The following is an 18045-nucleotide window of genomic DNA, read 5'->3' as shown; positions in this document are numbered from 1 at the left end:
TCGTACGAGTGGGGTTCGGGCGGCCCCCAGCAGGTGCGCGAAGGGTCCCCGTCGCATAAGGTTGACGGCTGCCCAATGCACGTCAGAAGGGGGCCTCGGTGGCCGCGCAGGATGCCGCTGTCGATTCGTTGCGGGACCGGGAAATCGGTGTCGAGCAGGAACATCTCGACCGGGTGTACCACCGCCTCGAGGAGAAGATCCACGAGGCGGAATTTCTCATGGACGACGCCGTCAAGCGCGGCCAGGTCGGGACGCCGGGGGCCCTCGCCGAGCGCGACGCCCAGGTGTTCCGCGCCGGAATCCACCTCAACCGGCTGAACAGCGAGTTCGAGGACTTCCTCTTCGGGAGGATCGACCTCCTGCTCGGCAAGGACGGCGAACGCGGCCCGGACGGCGCCTACACCTCCGTCGAGCCCGCCGACGACGTCGTGCGCGAGGACAACTCCGCGGACATCGCCGAGACGCTGCACATCGGCCGGATCGGGGTCCTCGACTCCGACTACGCGCCGCTCGTCATCGACTGGCGGGCCCCGGCCGCGGCCCCGTTCTACCGCTCCACGCCCAAGGAACCGGGCCGGGTGGTCCGCCGCCGCGTCATCCGCTCCAAGGGCCGCCGGGTCCTCGGCGTCGAGGACGACCTGATGCGCCCCGAGCTGACCGCCCGCCTGGACGGCGAGAAGCTCCCGGTCGTCGGCGACGGCGCCCTGATGGCCGCGCTCGGACAGGCCCGCAGCCACACCATGCGGGACATCGTCTCGTCCATCCAGGCCGAGCAGGACCTCGTCATCCGGGCCCCCGCCGCCTCCGTCACCGAGGTCTCCGGCGGCCCCGGCACCGGCAAGACCGCGGTCGCCCTGCACCGCGCCGCGTACCTGCTCTACCAGGACCGGCGGCGGTACGCGGGCGGCATCCTCGTCGTCTCCCCGACGCCCCTGCTGGTGGCGTACACCGAGGGCGTGCTGCCCTCGCTCGGCGAGGAGGGCCAGGTCGCGATCCGCGCGGTCGGCTCGCTCTCCGACGACGCGGCGGGGCCCGAGGGCGCCACCGCGTACGACGAGCCCGCCGTCGCCCGGATCAAGGGCTCCTCGCGGATGCTCCCCGTGCTCCGCAGGGCGGCGCGCGGCGCGCTGGAACAGCCCGCGCCCCGGACCGCCCCCGCCGCCGGCGGGCAGCTGGAATTCGGTGAGGCCGAGGAGGCCCCGCGGCCCGCCGGCACGCCGACCCGGCTGCGGGTGGTCGCCTTCGGCGCCCGGATCGAGCTCCAGGAGGACGAGCTGCGGCGCATCCGCAACAACGTCCTCGGCGGCACCGCCCCGGTCAACCTGCTGCGCCCGCGCGCCCGCCGGCTGCTGCTCGACGCGCTGTGGAACCGCTCCTCCGGCCGGGGCCGCTACACCGACCCGGAGCTGGCCGCGGAGCTGCGTACGTCGTTCGACGAGGACGTGTCCACGGAGACCCCGTTCATCGAGTTCCTGGACGCCTGGTGGCCCGAGCTGACCCCGCGCGGGGTGCTCGCCGCGATGGCCGACGAGAAGCGGCTCGCCCGGTGGGCGCGGCGCACGCTCAACCAGGGCGAGGTGCGCCGGCTCGCGCGCTCCCTCAAGCGTCTGGACGCCGCCGGCCAGGGGCCGCTGTCCGTGCACGACGTGGCGCTCCTGGACGAGCTGCACACCCTGCTCGGCACCCCGAGCCGCCCCAGGCGCAAGCGCGAGGCGGACCCGCTGGACCAGCTCACCGGTCTGGAGGAGCTGATGCCCCGCCGCGAGGAGACCCAGTGGGAGCGCGCCGAACGGCTCGCCGCCGAGCGCACCGAGTACGCCCACGTCATCGTGGACGAGGCGCAGGACCTCACGCCCATGCAGTGGCGGATGGTCGGCCGGCGCGGCCGGCACGCCACCTGGACGATCGTCGGGGACCCGGCGCAGTCCTCCTGGTCCGACCCGGACGAGGCGGCGGCCGCCCGCGACGAGGCCCTGGGCAGCCGTCCGCGCCGGAACTTCACGCTGACCGTCAACTACCGCAACCCGGCGGAGATCGCGGAGCTGGCCGCGAAGGTGCTGGCCCTGGCCATGCCCGGGATGGAGGCCCCGGCCGCCGTCCGCTCCACCGGCGTGGTCCCGCGCTTCGAGACCGTACGCGGCGACGACCTGGCCGGGACCGTGCGCGAGGAGGCGCGGCGGCTGCTCGCCGAGGTGGACGGCACGGTCGGGGTGGTCGTGGCGATGAACCGGCGCGCCCAGGCCCGCGAGTGGCTGGCGGAGCTGGGTGACCGGGTGGTGGCGCTCGGCAGCCTGGAGGCCAAGGGGCTGGAGTACGACGCCACGGTGGTCGTCTCGCCGGCCGAGATCGCGGACGAGTCCCCGGCCGGGCTGCGCGTGCTGTACGTGGCGCTGACCCGGGCGACCCAGCAGCTGACCGTGGTGTCGGGGGAGCGGGACCTGCCGGACGAGGACGGGGTGCCGGACCTGCTCAGGGACTGAGGGAGCGGGGCGTGCGGGCGCCGATTCTGGTCAACCCGCGCTTCGGGAATCACTTTTCCAGGTGGTTTGTTAGGCTGGATGTGGCACCGGCTCGATCCAAGCCCCCGGGCCCAACCTTAGTCGCTTCGAGCGACCACTTGCCGCGAGGCGAGCATGGCGGGCCGGTGTCGTCAACTGAAGAAGAGGCCCGCGTCACCTTCCGGTGGCGCGGGCCTCTTCGCGTTCCCGGGGAGGGGTTCCGTTGCGCCACCCTCTCTCGTATGGTGGAAAAAACTTTCCGCGCTGCGACAGTCATTAACGGCTACTCGTCGGTAGGTGCGAATATCGGAAGGCGTGTCCGCTGCCGGGCCTGCTCGGAGCTCGGACGCGCGTAGCAATGAAGCTAAGGAAAGCGAAGGACTCGGCCATGGCAACGGCGCCCAGCGTCTCGTACTCGATGACGGTCAGGCTGGAGGTGCCCGCGAGCGGCACCGCGGTCTCCCAGCTCACCACGGCCGTGGAGTCCTCCGGCGGTTCGGTCACCGGCCTCGACGTGACCGCCTCCGGCCACGAAAAGCTGCGGATCGACGTCACGATCGCCGCCTCCTCCACCGCGCACGCCGACGAGATCGTCGAGGGGCTGCGCGGCATCGAGGGCGTCGTGCTCGGCAAGGTCTCCGACCGTACGTTCCTCATGCACCTCGGCGGCAAGATCGAGATGGCGTCCAAGCACCCCATCCGCAACCGCGACGACCTCTCGATGATCTACACCCCCGGCGTGGCCCGGGTCTGCATGGCGATCGCCGAGAACCCCGAGGACGCCCGCCGCCTCACCATCAAGCGCAACTCCGTCGCAGTCGTGACGGACGGCTCCGCGGTGCTCGGCCTCGGCAACATCGGCCCGAAGGCCGCGCTGCCCGTCATGGAGGGCAAGGCGGCCCTCTTCAAGCGCTTCGCCGGCATCGACGCGTGGCCGATCTGCCTGGACACCCAGGACACCGACGCCATCGTCGAGATCGTCAAGGCCATCGCGCCCGGCTTCGCGGGGATCAACCTGGAGGACATCTCCGCGCCGCGCTGCTTCGAGATCGAGGCCCGGCTGCGCGAGGCCCTGGACATCCCCGTCTTCCACGACGACCAGCACGGCACGGCGATCGTCGTCCTGGCCTCGCTGACCAACGCGCTGCGCGTGGTGGGCAAGGCGATCGGGGACGTGCGGGTCGTCATGTCCGGCGCCGGAGCCGCCGGTACGGCCATCCTGAAGCTCCTCATCGCCGCGGGCGTCAAGCACGCCGTCGTCGCCGACATCCACGGCGTGGTGCACTCCGGCCGCGAGGACCTGCGGTCCGCCGACCCGGACTCGCCGCTGTGCTGGATCGCCGACAACACCAACCCGGAGAACATCACCGGCACCCTCAAGGAGGCCGTGGTCGGCGCCGACGTCTTCATCGGCGTCTCCGCCCCCAACGTGCTGGACGGGGACGACGTGGCGGCCATGGCGGACGGCGCGATCGTGTTCGCGCTCGCGAATCCGGACCCGGAGGTGGACCCGGCGATCGCCCGCCGCACCGCCGCCGTCGTGGCCACCGGCCGCTCGGACTTCCCGAACCAGATCAACAACGTGCTGGTCTTCCCCGGCGTCTTCCGGGGCCTGCTCGACGCCCAGTCCCGCACGGTCAACACGGACATGATGCTCGCCGCCGCGCGCGCCCTGGCCGGCGTGGTCGCCGAGGACGAGGTGAACGCGAACTACATCATCCCGTCGGTCTTCAACGACAAGGTCGCCGGTGCGGTCGCCGGCGCCGTCCGGGACGCCGCGCGGGCCGCCGGAGCCACTGTGACGGCGCCCACGTCGGTCTGACTACGGCGCGTCGCGGGTCGCGGCGCCCCAAACGCCCCTTTAGGGTGGGCGGGCGACGCGTCCCGCAGAGCCCCGCACCCCTCGCGGACGGCTCTGGGGTAGTCGACGGGACGTCACCACGACGAGGCGGTGGTGCTGTTCGCGCGGCTCCCGGAGGGTGCCGGATTGGCTTTCCCGCCGCAGGTGGGGGCAGGATGCTTCCTCAAGGACTACGTCCAGGGGAGACCCCACAGGGCGCGAGGTCTACCGGACCCTCTCAAGGGCGGACCCGGCTTAGGGGACTGTCCGAGGGCCCTGGCAGCATCGGCTTCGATCTCACGCCTCACAGGCAAGAAGAACACGGGAGTAACAAAATGAACCGCAGTGAGCTGGTGGCCGCCCTGGCCGACCGTGCCGAGGTGACCCGCAAGGACGCCGACGCCGTGCTGGCCGCTCTCGCCGAGACCGTCGGTGAGGTCGTCGCCAAGGGCGACGAGAAGGTCACCATCCCCGGTTTCCTGACCTTCGAGCGCACCCACCGTGCCGCTCGCACCGCTCGTAACCCGCAGACCGGCGACCCGATCAACATCCCGGCCGGCTACAGCGTGAAGGTCTCCGCGGGCTCCAAGCTCAAGGAAGCCGCCAAGGGCAAGTAAGACCCCTGGGCACGACGAAGGGCGGCCACCCCGCACCCGGGGTGGCCGCCCTTCGGCATTCGGCCCTCCAGCGGCCGCTCAGACCAGCGAGCCGCCCGGCAGCTCCACCTTCGCGCCCAGCTTCTCCAGCTTGTCCATGAAGTTCTCGTAGCCCCGGTTGATCAGGTCGATGCCGTGCACCCGGGAGGTGCCCTGGGCCGCCAGAGCGGCGATCAGGTACGAGAAGCCGCCGCGCAGGTCCGGGATGACCAGGTCCGCGCCCTGGAGCTTCGTGGGGCCCGACACGACCGCGGAGTGCAGGAAGTTGCGCTGCCCGAAGCGGCAGTCCGAGCCGCCCAGGCACTCCCGGTAGAGCTGGATGTGCGCGCCCATCTGGTTGAGCGCGGAGGTGAAGCCGAGCCGGGACTCGTACACCGTCTCGTGGACGATGGACAGGCCCGCGGCCTGCGTCAGCGCGACCACCAGCGGCTGCTGCCAGTCCGTCTGGAATCCGGGGTGCACGTCCGTCTCCAGCGCGATGGCGTTGAGCGCGCCGCCCGGGTGCCAGAAGCGGATGCCCTCGTCGTCGATCTCGAAGGCGCCGCCCACCTTGCGGTAGGTGTTCAGGAACGTCATCATCGAGCGCTGCTGGGCGCCCCGGACGTAGATGTTCCCCTCGGTCGCCAGCGCGGCGGACGCCCAGGACGCGGCCTCCAGGCGGTCCGGGATGGCGCGGTGGGTGTAGCCGTCGAGGCGGTCCACACCGGTGATCCGGATGGTCCGGTCGGTGTCCATCGAGATGATCGCGCCCATCTTCTGCAGGACGCAGATCAGGTCCTCGATCTCCGGCTCCACGGCCGCGTTGGACAGCTCCGTGACGCCCTCGGCGAGCACCGCGGTCAGCAGCACCTGCTCGGTGGAGCCCACCGAGGGGTACGGCAGCCGGATCTTGGTGCCGCGCAGCCGCTGCGGGGCCTCCAGGTACTGCCCGTCCGCCCGCTTCTCGATCGTCGCGCCGAACCGGCGCAGCACGTCGAAGTGGAAGTCGATCGGCCGGCCGCCGATGTCGCAGCCGCCGAGCCCCGGGATGAACGCGTGGCCCAGGCGGTGCAGCAGCGGCCCGCAGAACAGGATCGGGATGCGCGAGGAGCCCGCGTGGGCGTCGATGTCGGCGACGTTGGCGCTCTCGACGTGCGTGGGGTCCAGGACCAGCTCGCCCGGCTCCTCGCCGGGGCGGACGGTCACCCCGTGCAGCTGGAGCAGCCCGCGCACCACGCGTACGTCACGGATGTCGGGCACGTTGCGCAGCCGGCTGGGCCCGCTGCCGAGCAGCGCGGCGACCATCGCCTTGGGCACCAGGTTCTTGGCGCCTCGGACGCGGATCTCGCCCTCCAGCGGGGTTCCGCCGTGGACAAGCAGGACATCGTCTGTGCCGGTCATGAATCTCGCGTTCCGGAGTGGTCGGGCAGGGGGCCAAACGAAAGGGTAATGGCCCCGCACCCCCGTTCCGTAGGGGAACGGGTGGTGTACGAACGTCATGAATCCGCCACAACACACTCTGCTGTACGGGACTTGCGGAGGGTCACCGTCCGGATCGGCGGTCCGGCCGTGCGCTCCGCGTGCACCCGTGCGCCCTGAGCTGCGCTCGGGCACCGAGCGCGACGAGCACGTCACTTGGCCCCCGCCGCGGCCGGAGATGCGGGATCATTTCTGCCATGACCGAGGTGTCCTCGCTCACAGGGCGGCTGCTCGTGGCCGCGCCCGCCCTGGCGGACCCGAACTTCGACCGTGCGGTCGTGCTGCTCCTCGACCACGACGAGGAGGGCTCCCTCGGCGTGGTCCTCAACCGGCCCACCCCGGTGGGCGTCGTGGACATCCTGGCGCCCTGGGCCGGGCTGACCGGTGAGCCGGAGGTCGTCTTCCAGGGCGGACCGGTCTCGCTGGACTCCGCCCTCGGGGTCGCGGTGATCCCGGGCGGCGAGGGCCCCCTCGGCTGGCGCCGGGTGTACGGGGCGATCGGCCTGGTCGACCTGGAGGCACCGCCCGAGCTGCTGGCGGCGGCCGTGGGCTCGCTGCGGATCTTCGCGGGGTACGCGGGTTGGGGGCCCGGACAGCTGGAGCGCGAGCTGTCCGAGGGCGCCTGGTACGTGGTGGAATCGGAGCCCGGTGACGTGTCCTCGCCGCGCCCGGAGGGCCTGTGGCGTGCGGTCCTGCGGCGGCAGCGCAGCGAACTGGCCATGATCGCCACGTATCCGGACGACCCTTCGCTGAACTGATGTCCCGTTCTTCAGTACGCTTGGCGGTTATGAGCACTCTTGAGCCCGAGCGCGGGGCAGGTACCGGAACCCTCGTGGAGCCGACGCCGCAGGTGTCGAACGGCGACGGCGACCACGAGCGCTACGCCCATTACGTCCAGAAGGACAAGATCATGGCGAGCGCCCTGGAGGGCACCCCCGTGGTCGCACTGTGCGGCAAGGTCTGGGTACCGGGGCGCGACCCCAAGAAGTACCCGGTCTGCCCGATGTGCAAGGAGATCTACGAGTCCATGGGCGCCGGCGGCGACAAGGGCAAGGGCGGCAAGGACAAGAAGTAGCGGCCACCGGTACGGCCCAGAGCTGAAGGCCCGGGAGACCCCCGGGGCGCGCGTCCGCGTGCCCCGGGGGTCTTTCGCGTGCCGTTGCACGGGCTGCTCCGCCAGGTCACGGAGTGGTGCAGAGGTGGTGCAGACCACTTGTCGCCGTCCCCGACCCCACCTACTCTCCTGCCTGTTGTGCAGAACGAAACATGCGTTGCGTATGCTGCAACACTGACCGGTAGGGGTTCCCGGATGAAGTTCTCTGCCCGAATCGCCGCCCCGGCCGCGGCGCTCGTCCTGGCGGGCCTCACCGCCACCGCCTGCGCGCCGCAGACCTCCGACAACGGAGCCAAGGGCGACGAGAAGACCGGCACACTGCGGGTCTGGCTGTTCCAGGAGGTCGGCAACGAGCCGAAGGAGAAGGTCGTCGACACCGCGGTCGCCGCCTTCGAGAAGGCCCACAAGGGCGCCGAGGTCACGATCGAGTACATCCCGGTCGAGACCCGCGCCCAGCGCGTCAAGGCCGCCTTCAACGATCCGGAGAGCGCCCCCGACCTCATCGAGTACGGCAACACCGACACCGCCGGGTACGTCAAGGACGGCGGGCTCGCCGACATCACGTCCGAGTTCGGGGCCTGGGCGGACGCCGAGGACACCGACCCGGCCGCCAAGCAGTCCGTGACGGTCGACGGCAAGGTCTACGGGGCCCCGCTCTTCGTCGGCGTACGCGCGTTGTACTACCGCACCGACGTCTTCGCGGACCTGGGCATCGAACCGCCCAAGTCACAGGCCGAACTGATCTCCACCGCCAAGAAGATCCACCGGAAGAAGCCGGACCTGTACGGGCTCGCCGTCGGCGGCGCCTACACCTACGGGGCGATGCCGTTCATCTGGGCCAACGGCGGCGAACTGGCCGACCGGGACGGCTCCTCGTACAAGTCGGCCATCAACAGCGCGAAGGCCCGCAAGGGCATCGAGGCCTACACCTCGCTGTTCGGCGCCGCCAACTGCCCGCCCGCCAAGTGCGCCGCGATGGGCGGCAACGCGACCGTCACCGCCTTCGCGTCCGGCAAGGCCGCCATGGCCATCGGCGGCGACTTCAGCCACGCGGCCGTCGAAGCCGGCGCCGTCAAGGGCAAGTACGCGGTCGTCCCGCTGCCCGGCGTGGCCGAGGGCTCCATCGCCCCGGCGTTCGCGGGCGGCAACAACATCGGCGTGCTGAGGAGCAGCGGGCACCGCAGCCTGGCCGTCGACCTGATGAAGGAGCTGACCGGCAAGGCCTCCCAGGCCCGCATGTTCGACGCGATGGGCTTCCTGCCGACCTACACCGACGTCCGCGCCGCCGCCGCGGAGCGCGAGCCGTTCGTCGAGCCCTTCGTCAGGACGCTCGGCGCCGGCGCCAAGTTCGTCCCCGCCTCCCCGGCCTGGGGGCAGATCGACTCCTCGCTGATCCTGCCCACCATGTTCCAGGAGATCGTCAGCGGCCGTAAGGACGTGGCCGAGGCGGCCGACGACGCCGCGGAGAAGATGGACGCGGCGTTCGCCGAAGCGGGCTGACGATGACCGCGAACAGCACGGCGTACAAAGCGCCCCCCACACCCGCCCCCGCGCCCGCCCCGCGCCGCCGGTCCGCCTCCCCGGCCCGGCGGCCGGGCTGGACCCCGTGGCTCTATCTGCTGCCCGCGCTAGTCCTGCTCGGCGGGCTGCTGGTCTACCCGATCTACCAGCTCGGCCTGATCTCCTTCCTGGAGTACACCCAGGCCCAGGTCAGCGGCGGCGAACCGGCCCGCTTCCAGGGGTTCGGCAACTACGCCGCCCTCTTCGGGGACCGCCAGTTCTGGCAGGTCCTCCTCGCCACCGTGGTCTTCGCCGCCGCCTGCGTCCTGGCCACCCTGCTCACCGGCTGCGCGCTGGCCGTCCTGCTGACCCGGATACGGGCCGTGCCCCGGCTCGCCCTCATGCTGGCCGCGCTCGGCGCCTGGGCGACGCCCGCGATCACCGGGTCGACCGTCTGGGTCTTCCTCTTCGACGCGGACTTCGGCCCGGTCAACCGGGTCCTGGGGCTCGGCGACCACTCGTGGACGTACGGGCGCTACAGCGCCTTCGCGCTGGTGCTCCTCGAAGTCCTGTGGTGCTCCTTCCCGTTCGTGATGGTCACCGTGTACGCGGGCATCCGGGCGATCCCCGCCGAGGTGCTGGAGGCGGCGGCGCTGGACGGGGCCTCGCAGTGGCGGACCTGGCGGTCCGTCACGGCCCCGATGCTGCGGCCGATCCTCACCGTCGTCACCATCCAGTCGGTCATCTGGGACTTCAAGGTGTTCACCCAGATCTACGTCATGACCAACGGCGGCGGGATCGCCGGGCAGAACCTGGTGCTCAACGTGTACGCGTACCAGAAGGCGTTCGCCTCCTCGCAGTACGGCCTCGGCTCGGCGATCGGCGTCGTGATGCTGCTCATCCTGCTCGCCGTGACGCTGGTCCACCTGCGTCTCGTACGCCGGCAGGGGGAGGAACTGTGAGGCTGCCCGTCCGCCGGCCCGGCCGGCTCGCCGCCGAGGCCGCGGCCCTGCTCATCGCCGCCGCCGTCGCCTTCCCGCTGTACTGGATGGTGCTCTCCGCCCTCAAACCGGCGGGCGAGGTCCAGTCCACGCACCCCAGGCCCTGGACCCTGTCGCCGTCCCTGGACTCCTTCCGGCGGGTCTTCCAGCAGCAGGACTTCGGGCGCTACTTCCTCAACAGCCTGCTCGTCGCCGGGACGGTCGTCGTCGCCTCCGCGCTCATCGCGTTCCTGGCGGCCACGGCGGTCACCCGGTTCCGGTTCCGCTTCCGGACCACACTGCTGATCATGTTCCTGGTCGCGCAGATGGTGCCGGTCGAGGCGCTGACGATCCCGCTGTTCTTCCTGATGCGGGACTTCGGCCAGCTGAACACCCTCGGTTCGCTGATCCTGCCGCACCTGGCGTTCTCGCTGCCGTTCGCGATCTGGATGCTGCGCGGCTTCGTACGGGCCGTGCCGGAGGCGCTGGAGGAGGCCGCGTACATCGACGGGGCGAGCCGCACCCGTTTCCTGTGGCAGATCCTCTTCCCGCTGGTCCTCCCCGGACTCGTGGCGACGAGCGTCTTCTCGTTCATCTCCACCTGGAACGACTTCCTGTTCGCGAAGTCGTTCATCATCAGCGACACCTCCCAGTCGACGCTCCCGATGGCGTTGCTGGTCTTCTTCAAACCCGACGAGAACGACTGGGGCGGGATCATGGCAGCCTCCACGGTGATGACCGTGCCCGTGCTGGTCTTCTTCGTACTCGTACAGCGACGCCTGGTCTCCGGACTCGGCGGAGCGGTTAAGGACTGACGTCATGAACATGGATCTGATCCCGGCCCCCGCGCGCGCCGGTGACCAGGGGCGCTGCGGATTCCTGCTGGACGAGTCCACCACCCTCGCGGCGGCTCCCGGCACCGGGACCACCGAGCGCTGGCTGCGCACCACCCTCGGCGCGGCCTTCGGCGTGCCGCTCGCACCGGGCGCCGAGGACGCGGAGCGGTCCATCCGGCTGCTGACCGATCCGGCCCTGGAGCCGGAGGCGTACCGGCTGACCACGCTGCCCGGCAACCGCCTGTCGATCACCGGCGGCGGCCCCGCCGGGGTGTTCTGGGGCGCCCAGACCCTGCGCCAGCTGCTGGGCCCCCGGGCTTTCCGGAAGGCGCCGACGGGGGACGGCACGGCCGCGTTCGGGTTCACCGACATCGAGGACGCGCCCCGCTTCGGCTGGCGCGGCCTGATGCTCGACGTGGCGCGGCACTTCATGCCCAAGGACGACGTCCTGCGCTACCTCGACCTGCTCGCCGCCCACAAGCTGAACGTCTTCCACTTCCACCTCAGCGACGACCAGGGCTGGCGCGTCGAGATCAAGCGGTACCCGCGCCTCACCGAGGCCGGCGCCTGGCGCCCGCGCACCAAGTACGGGCACCGGGCCTCCGAACTCTGGGACGAGACCCCGCACGGCGGTTACTACACCCAGGACGACATCCGCGAGATCGTCGCCTACGCCGCCGCCCGGCACATCCGGGTCGTCCCCGAGATCGACATCCCCGGCCACTCGCAGGCCGCCATCAGCGCCTACCCGGAGCTCGGCAACACCGACGTCATCGACACCTCGGCGCTCGGCGTCTGGGACAACTGGGGCATCACACCGAACGTCCTGGCCCCCTCCGACCACGTCCTGCGGTTCTACGAGGGCGTCTTCGAGGAACTCCTCGAACTCTTCCCGCCGGAGACCTCGCCGTTCGTCCACGTCGGCGGCGACGAGTGCCCCAAGGACCAGTGGAAGCGGTCACCCGCCGCGCAGGCCCGCATGAAGGAACTCGGCCTGGCGGACGAGGACGAGCTCCAGTCCTGGTTCATCCGCCACTTCGACACCTGGCTGACCGCCCGCGGCCGGCGCCTCATCGGCTGGGACGAGATCCTGGAGGGCGGCCTCGCCCCCGGCGCCGCCGTCTCCTCCTGGCGCGGCTACGCGGGCGGCATCGCGGCGGCCGAGGCGGGCCACGACGTGGTCATGTGCCCGGAGCAGCAGATCTATCTGGACCACCGTCAGCACGGCGGCCCCGACGAGCCGATGCCCATCGGGTACGTCCGCACCCTGGAGGACGTCTACCGCTTCGAACCCGTGCCGCCGTCCCTGAGCGCGGAGGCGGCCCGGCACGTCATCGGCACCCAGGCCAACGCCTGGTCCGAGGTCATGCAGAACCGGGCCCGCGTCGACTACCAGGTCTTCCCCCGCCTCGCCGCGTTCGCCGAGGTCGCCTGGTCGGCCCTGCCCGCCCCGGCGGAACGGGACTTCGCCGATTTCGAGCGCCGCATGACCGCCCACTACGCCCGGCTCGACGCCCTCGGCGTCGGCTACCGGCCGCCGACCGGACCGCTCCCCTGGCAGAAGCGCCCCGGCGTCCTCGGACGCCCGATCGAGGGGGCACCCCCGAACGTGTGAGCCCGGCCCCGGCCCGCTCTCCCGCCACCACGGCCGCTGCGACCGTGGTGGCGGCGGCGTTTCCCGGGCCGGGCCGCCGCCTTGGGGGCAATCCGTACGGAGAAGCACACGACCGGCAAAGGGCGCTCACCGCCGAACCGGCGTGAAACCGGGACCATTACCCTGGCCATGGACGGATACACCCTTCGCGGACCTGCGCGTCGGGCCGGTCCGAAGATGTGCCAGAGTTGCCACGTCCGGGCTTCGAGCACGTACCGTACGGCGAAACAGGCGGGAGCGCCGGGACACCGGGAAGGGGCAGCTGGGTTGACCACGCACGCACCGCAGGCGACGCAGTCCGTGACGCTGCCTGCCTCGCTGGACGAGGCGGTGGCGGCACTCGGCGCCATGCCGGCCGCCGTCCCCGTGGCAGGCGGCACGGACCTGATGTCGGCCGTCAACAAAGGGCTCCTGCGCCCCTCCGGCCTGGTCGGACTCGGCCGCATCAGCGAGCTGCGCGGCTGGCACTACCAGGACGGACACGCCCTGCTGGGCGCCGGCCTGACCCACGCCCGCATGGGGCGGCCCGACTTCGCCGCCCTCATCCCCGCGCTCGCCGCCTCCGCCCGCGCCGCCGGCCCCCCGCAGATCCGCAACGCCGGCACGCTCGGCGGCAACATCGCGACCGCCGCCCCGACCGGGGACGCGCTGCCGGTGCTCGCCGCCCTGGAGGCCGAACTCGTCATCGCCGGACCCGGCGGCGCCCGCCGCGAGATCCCCGTCTCCCACCTGCTGGCCGGCCGCGAGATGCTGGAACCCGCCGAGCTGATCGGCTTCGTCCGGGTGCCCCTGCTGCACGCCCCGCAGGTGTTCCTCAAGGCCACCGGCCGCACCGGCCCCGGCCGCGCCACCGCCTCCGTCGCGATCGTCCTCGACCCGGCCAGGCGCGGGGTGCGCTGCGCGGTCGGCGCCATCGCCCCGATGCCGCTGCGCCCGTTGGAGGCGGAGCGCTGGATCGCCTCGCTGATCGACTGGGACGGGGCGCGCGGCCTGGCCCCCGACGCGCTGGCCGCCTTCGGCGAGTACGTCGCGGCCGCCTGCATCCCGGACCAGGAACCACCCGCGGACGGGGGAGAGGCGCCACCGCTGCCCCCCGCCGTACTGCACCTGCGGCGCACCGTCGCCGCGCTCGCCCGACGCGCGCTGGGGAGGGCACTGTCGTGAGCAAGGAGAACCCCGCCGAGCAGCAGCAGCACGGCGGCTGGCAGCCGACCCCGCAGGGCGACTACGACGGCGACGCGACGGCCTTCGTCCAGCTGCCGCCCGAGGACCTGGCGGACATCCCGCTGGCCGCGCCCGGCCACGGCTACACCCCGCCGATGATCCTGCCGCTGACCCCGGCCGCCGGCCTCGACCCGGCGGCCACCGGCAACTGGACCGTCCAGACCCCGGACCAGCAGCCCGCGCCGGACCCGGTGCACTGGCCCGACCCGAACCAGCAGTCCGGCTACGGCCACCCGCACCCCGGCTCGTACCAGGAGCCGTACGGTACGGACCCGGCCGCCACCGCCCAGTGGCCGGTGGACACCTCGTCCTGGCCGGACCCGGCCGCCGCGCTCTCGGACGACTCCGGCGAGCTGTACACCCCGCCCCCCGCCGCCGACTGGTACGCGGACCGCCCGGCCACCCTGCCGGGCGGCGCCCCGGCACCCTGGGCGGTGCCGGACGCGGCCGGGGCCGCGGAGCCGTCGCCGGGTGATCTTGCCGGTGCCTCGGGTGAGGCGCGGGCGGACGGTTCGGCGGGTGTGTCGGCGTCCTGGGCGGTGCCGGGCGCGGGCGGGGCGGGGGAGCCGTCGGCGGGTGATCTTGCCGGTGCCTCGGGTGAGGCGCGGGGGGACGGTTCGGCGGGTGTGTCGGCGTCCTGGTCGGTGCCGGACGCGGCCGGGGCTGCGGAGCCGTCGGCGGGTGGTCCGGCCGATGCCTCGGGTGACGTGCGGGGGGACGGTTCGGCGGGTGTTCCGGCGTCCTGGGCGGTGTCGGGCGCGGGCGGGGCTGCGGAGCCGGTGGCGGGTGATCTTGCCGGTGCCGCGGGTGCGGCGCGGGGGGACGGTTCGGCGGGTGTGTCGGCGTCCTGGGCGGTGTCGGATGCGGGCGGGGCTGCGGAGCCGGTGGCGGGTGATCTTGCCGGTGCCCCGGGTGGCGTGCGGGCCGACGGGCCGACGGGCGCCCCGGCCGCAGGCGACGCCGATGGGCTGACGGGTGCCCCGGCCGCAGGCGACCCCGACGCGTCGGCCGCCGCCCCCGCCGCAGGCGACGCCGATGGGCTGACGGGTGCCCCCTCCGCAGGCGATGCCGACGCGTCGGACGCCGCCCCCGCCGAGAGCGCTCCCGAGGCGGCGGAGCCGGTCGGCGGCGAGCGGCCCGAGCCGGCGGCCGACGCCCTCGCGGACGCCCCCGGCGCCGTCCCGGACCCGGTCGCGCAGGCGCCCGCCGGGGAAGCGCCGCCGGACGCCACGGCGCCCGAGGCGGCGGACACCCTCCAGCCCGCCGAGGTGCCCGAGGCCCCGGCCCCGGAGGGGCCCCCGCCGCCCAGCGAGCACCCCGCCGCCTCGTACACGCTGCACGTCAACGGCGTCGACCGGCCCGTCACGGACGCCTGGATCGGCGAGTCCCTGCTCTACGTGCTGCGCGAACGCCTCGGCCTCGCCGGCGCCAAGGACGGCTGCTCGCAGGGCGAGTGCGGGGCGTGCAACGTCCAGGTGGACGGCCGGCTCGTCGCCTCCTGCCTCGTCCCCGCCGCCACGACCGCCGGCAGCGAGGTCCGTACGGTCGAGGGCCTGGCCGTCGACGGGGAACCGTCCGACGTGCAGCGGGCGCTGGCGGACTGCGGCGCCGTCCAGTGCGGCTTCTGCATCCCCGGCATGGCGATGACCGTCCACGACCTCCTGGAGGGCAACCACCGCCCCAGCGAACTGGAGACCCGCCGGGCGCTGTGCGGCAACCTCTGCCGCTGCTCCGGCTACCGGGGCGTCCTGAACGCGGTCAACGAGGTCATCGCGGCCCGCGCGGCCGCCGCCGAGGCCGCCGAAGCCGCCGGGGAGACCGGGACCGGCGAGCCGGAGAAGCCCCGCGTCCCACACCAGGCGGCGCCCGGCGCCGGTAGTGTGCAGGCCCACCAGCAGGACGGAGACATGGCGTGAGCAACGACGCGGCCGGCGCCTCCCCCACGACGATCAGCATCCCGTCGCCGGCCGGTCCGGGCGGACCCGAGGCCGAGCGGCCGCGGCTCGGCCTCGGCGCCTCGCTGCCCCCGGCCGACGCCCGCGCCAAGACCCAGGGCACCTTCCCGTACGCCGCCGACCTGTGGGCCGAGGGCCTGCTCTGGGCGGCCGTCCTGCGCTCCCCGCACGCCCACGCCCGCATCCTCTCCATCGACACCTCGGCCGCCGCCGAGATGCCCGGGGTGCGCGCGGTCGTCACCCACCGGGACGTCCCGGGCGAGGCCCTGTACGGCCGCAAGGTCGTGGACCGCCCCGTCTTCGCCTCCGACCTGGTCCGCCACCACGGCGAGCCGATCGCCGCCGTCGCCGCCGACCACCCCGACACCGCCCGGCTCGCCGCCGCCGCGATCGCCGTCGAGTACGAGGTGCTGGACCCGGTCACCGACCCGGAGAAGGCGTTCGAGGCCGAGCCCCTGCATCCCGACGGCAACCTCATCCGCCACATCCCGCTGCGCTACGGCGACCCGGAGGCGGTCGGCGAGGTCGTCGTGGACGGGCTGTACCGCATCGGCCGCCAGGACCCCGCCCCGATCGGCGCGGAGGCCGGGCTCGCCGTGCCCCGCCCGGACGGCGGCGTCGAGCTGTACACCGCGTCCACGGACCCGCACACCGACCGCGACCTCGCCGCCGCCTGCTTCGGCCTCGAACCGGAGCGGGTCAAGATCGTCGTCACCGGCGTGCCCGGCGCCACCGGAGACCGCGAGGACCCCGCCTTCCAGCTGCCGCTCGGCCTGCTCGCCCTGCGCACCGGATGCCCGGTCAAGCTGGCCGCCACCCGCGAGGAGTCGTTCCTCGGCCACGCCCACCGCCACCCGACCCTGCTGCGCTACCGCCACCACGCGGACGCGGAGGGCCGCCTGGTCAAGGTGGAGGCCCAGATCCTGCTGGACGCGGGCGCCTACGCGGACGCCTCGTCGGAGTCGCTGGCCGCCGCGGTCGCCTTCGCCTGCGGCCCGTACGTCGTCCCGCACGCCTTCATCGAGGGCTGGGCCGTCCGTACGAACAACCCGCCCTCCGGCCATGTCCGGGGCGAGGGCGCGATGCAGGTCTGCGCCGCCTACGAGGGCCAGATGGACAAGCTGGCCGCGAAGCTGGGGATCGACCCGGCCGAGCTGCGCATGCGCAACGTGCTGGCCACCGGCGACATCCTGCCGACCGGGCAGACCGTGACCTGCCCCGCGCCCGTCGCCGAACTGCTCACCGCCGTCCGCGACCACCCGCTGCCCGCCCTGCCCAAGGACGCCCCGGAGGACGACTGGCTGCTGCCGGGCGGCCCCGAGGGCGCGGGCGAACCGGGCGCGGTGCGGCGCGGCGTCGGGTACGCGCTGGGCATGGTCCACATGCTCGGCGCGGAGGGAGCCGACGAGGTGTCCACGGCCACGGTCCGGGTCCACGACTCGGTCGCCACCGTCATCTGCGCGGCCGTCGAGACCGGACAGGGCTTCTCCACGCTGGCCCGGCAGGTCGTCCAGGAGACCCTGGGCGTCGAGGAGGTGCACGTCGCCTCCGTCGACACCGACCAGCCCCCGGCGGGCGCGGCCACGCACGGCCGCCACACCTGGGTCTCCGCCGGAGCGGTCGAACGCGCCGCGAAGATGGTCCGCACCCAGCTCCTCCAGCCCCTGGCGCACAAGTTCGGGATGTCCACGGAGCTGCTCCAGATCACGGACGGCAAGATCACCTCGTACGACGGGGTGCTCTCCACGACCGTGTCGGAGGCGCTGGACGGCAAGGAGCTGTGGGCCACCGCGCAGTGCCGCCCGCACCCCACCGAACCGCTGGACGAGTCCGGGCAGGGCGACGCCTTCGTGGGCATGGCCTTCTGCGCGGTCCGCGCGGTGGTGGACGTCGACATCGAGCTGGGCTCGGTCCGGGTCGTCGAGATGGCCGTCGCCCAGGACGTCGGCCGCGTCCTCAACCCGTCCCAGCTGGCGACCCGTATCGAGGCGGGCGTCACCCAGGGCATCGGCGCCGCCCTCACCGAGAACCTCCGCACCGCCCGCGGCCTGGTCCGGCACCCCGACCTCACCGGCTACGCCCTGCCGACCTCGCTGGACGCGCCGGAGATCCACATCGTGAAGCTGGTCGAGGAGCGGGACGTGGTCGCGCCGTTCGGCGCGAAGCCCGCTTCGGCGGTGCCGGTCGTGACCTCGCCGGCCGCGGTGGCCGCCGCGGTCCGCGCGGCGACCGGCCGCCCGGTCAGCCGCCTCCCGATCCGCCCGCAGGCGGCGGTCGCGGCACCGAAGGGCTGAGCGGCCCGCACACGGAAACCGCCCGCCCCCCTGGAC

General features: G+C 73.1%; 13 protein-coding genes. 12 read left to right on the top strand and 1 reads right to left on the bottom strand.

The window, feature by feature from the left end; translation table 11 throughout:
- Nucleotides 1-98 precede the first annotated feature (98 nt).
- The 3 genes from FKN01_RS03695 to FKN01_RS03685 all read left to right on the top strand — a co-directional run bounded on the left by FKN01_RS03695 (nucleotide 99) and on the right by FKN01_RS03685 (nucleotide 4955).
- Nucleotides 99-2480 (top strand): UvrD-helicase domain-containing protein, encoded by a 2382-nt coding sequence (locus FKN01_RS03695; RefSeq protein ID WP_143616264.1) that lies wholly within the window; start codon nucleotides 99-101, stop codon nucleotides 2478-2480.
- 406 nt (nucleotides 2481-2886) lie between these two features.
- Nucleotides 2887-4320, top strand: a complete 1434-nt coding sequence (locus tag FKN01_RS03690) for an NAD-dependent malic enzyme (protein WP_143616262.1) — start codon at nucleotides 2887-2889, stop codon at nucleotides 4318-4320.
- A gap of 353 nt (nucleotides 4321-4673) precedes the next feature.
- Nucleotides 4674-4955: an HU family DNA-binding protein gene (locus tag FKN01_RS03685; protein ID WP_017237029.1), complete on the top strand. Its 282-nt coding sequence runs from the start codon at nucleotides 4674-4676 to the stop codon at nucleotides 4953-4955.
- A 78-nt stretch (nucleotides 4956-5033) separates the two neighbouring features.
- Here FKN01_RS03685 and murA read toward each other — a convergent pair whose 3' ends face one another.
- Complete coding sequence (murA, locus tag FKN01_RS03680) at nucleotides 5034-6374, bottom strand: UDP-N-acetylglucosamine 1-carboxyvinyltransferase (protein ID WP_143616260.1); 1341 nt, start codon at nucleotides 6372-6374, stop codon at nucleotides 5034-5036.
- A 275-nt stretch (nucleotides 6375-6649) separates the two neighbouring features.
- On the opposite strand from murA, the gene FKN01_RS03675 reads away from it, so the two are divergent.
- From FKN01_RS03675 to FKN01_RS03635, 9 genes are all read left to right on the top strand, one after another.
- On the top strand, nucleotides 6650-7210 hold the full coding sequence (locus FKN01_RS03675; RefSeq protein WP_143616258.1) for a YqgE/AlgH family protein: 561 nt from the start codon (nucleotides 6650-6652) through the stop codon (nucleotides 7208-7210).
- Nucleotides 7211-7239: 29 nt separating this feature from the next.
- A complete protein-coding gene (locus tag FKN01_RS03670; protein ID WP_026171211.1) occupies nucleotides 7240-7527 on the top strand; it encodes a DUF3039 domain-containing protein in 288 nt (95 codons plus the stop codon).
- A 234-nt stretch (nucleotides 7528-7761) separates the two neighbouring features.
- Nucleotides 7762-9066 carry an extracellular solute-binding protein gene (locus FKN01_RS03665; protein WP_143616255.1) on the top strand — a complete coding sequence of 435 codons (1305 nt, stop codon included), beginning with the start codon at nucleotides 7762-7764 and terminating at the stop codon, nucleotides 9064-9066.
- A 2-nt stretch (nucleotides 9067-9068) separates the two neighbouring features.
- Nucleotides 9069-10028 carry a carbohydrate ABC transporter permease gene (locus FKN01_RS03660; RefSeq protein ID WP_143616253.1) on the top strand — a complete coding sequence of 320 codons (960 nt, stop codon included), beginning with the start codon at nucleotides 9069-9071 and terminating at the stop codon, nucleotides 10026-10028.
- Nucleotides 10025-10861, top strand: a complete 837-nt coding sequence (locus FKN01_RS03655; protein WP_143616251.1) for a carbohydrate ABC transporter permease — start codon at nucleotides 10025-10027, stop codon at nucleotides 10859-10861. Before FKN01_RS03660 ends, FKN01_RS03655 begins: the two co-directional genes overlap by 4 nt.
- A 4-nt stretch (nucleotides 10862-10865) precedes the next feature.
- Nucleotides 10866-12497 carry a beta-N-acetylhexosaminidase gene (locus tag FKN01_RS03650; protein ID WP_143616249.1) on the top strand — a complete coding sequence of 544 codons (1632 nt, stop codon included), beginning with the start codon at nucleotides 10866-10868 and terminating at the stop codon, nucleotides 12495-12497.
- Between the two features lie 306 nt (nucleotides 12498-12803).
- Nucleotides 12804-13700 carry a xanthine dehydrogenase family protein subunit M gene (locus FKN01_RS03645; protein WP_143616248.1) on the top strand — a complete coding sequence of 299 codons (897 nt, stop codon included), beginning with the start codon at nucleotides 12804-12806 and terminating at the stop codon, nucleotides 13698-13700.
- Entirely contained in the window at nucleotides 13697-15676 is a 1980-nt protein-coding gene (locus FKN01_RS03640; RefSeq protein WP_143616246.1) for a 2Fe-2S iron-sulfur cluster-binding protein, read from the top strand. The genes FKN01_RS03645 and FKN01_RS03640 overlap by 4 nt, the downstream gene beginning before the upstream one ends.
- Complete coding sequence (locus FKN01_RS03635; RefSeq protein ID WP_143616244.1) at nucleotides 15673-18009, top strand: xanthine dehydrogenase family protein molybdopterin-binding subunit; 2337 nt, start codon at nucleotides 15673-15675, stop codon at nucleotides 18007-18009. The genes FKN01_RS03640 and FKN01_RS03635 overlap by 4 nt, the downstream gene beginning before the upstream one ends.
- Nucleotides 18010-18045 lie beyond the last annotated feature (36 nt).

Origin of the sequence: Streptomyces sp. 130, from assembly GCF_007096885.1 — a bacterium.
Taxonomy (GTDB): Bacteria; Actinomycetota; Actinomycetes; order Streptomycetales; family Streptomycetaceae; genus Streptomyces.
Note: the sequence above shows the minus strand (reverse complement) of the source record. Positions and strands in the feature narration are given on the sequence as shown.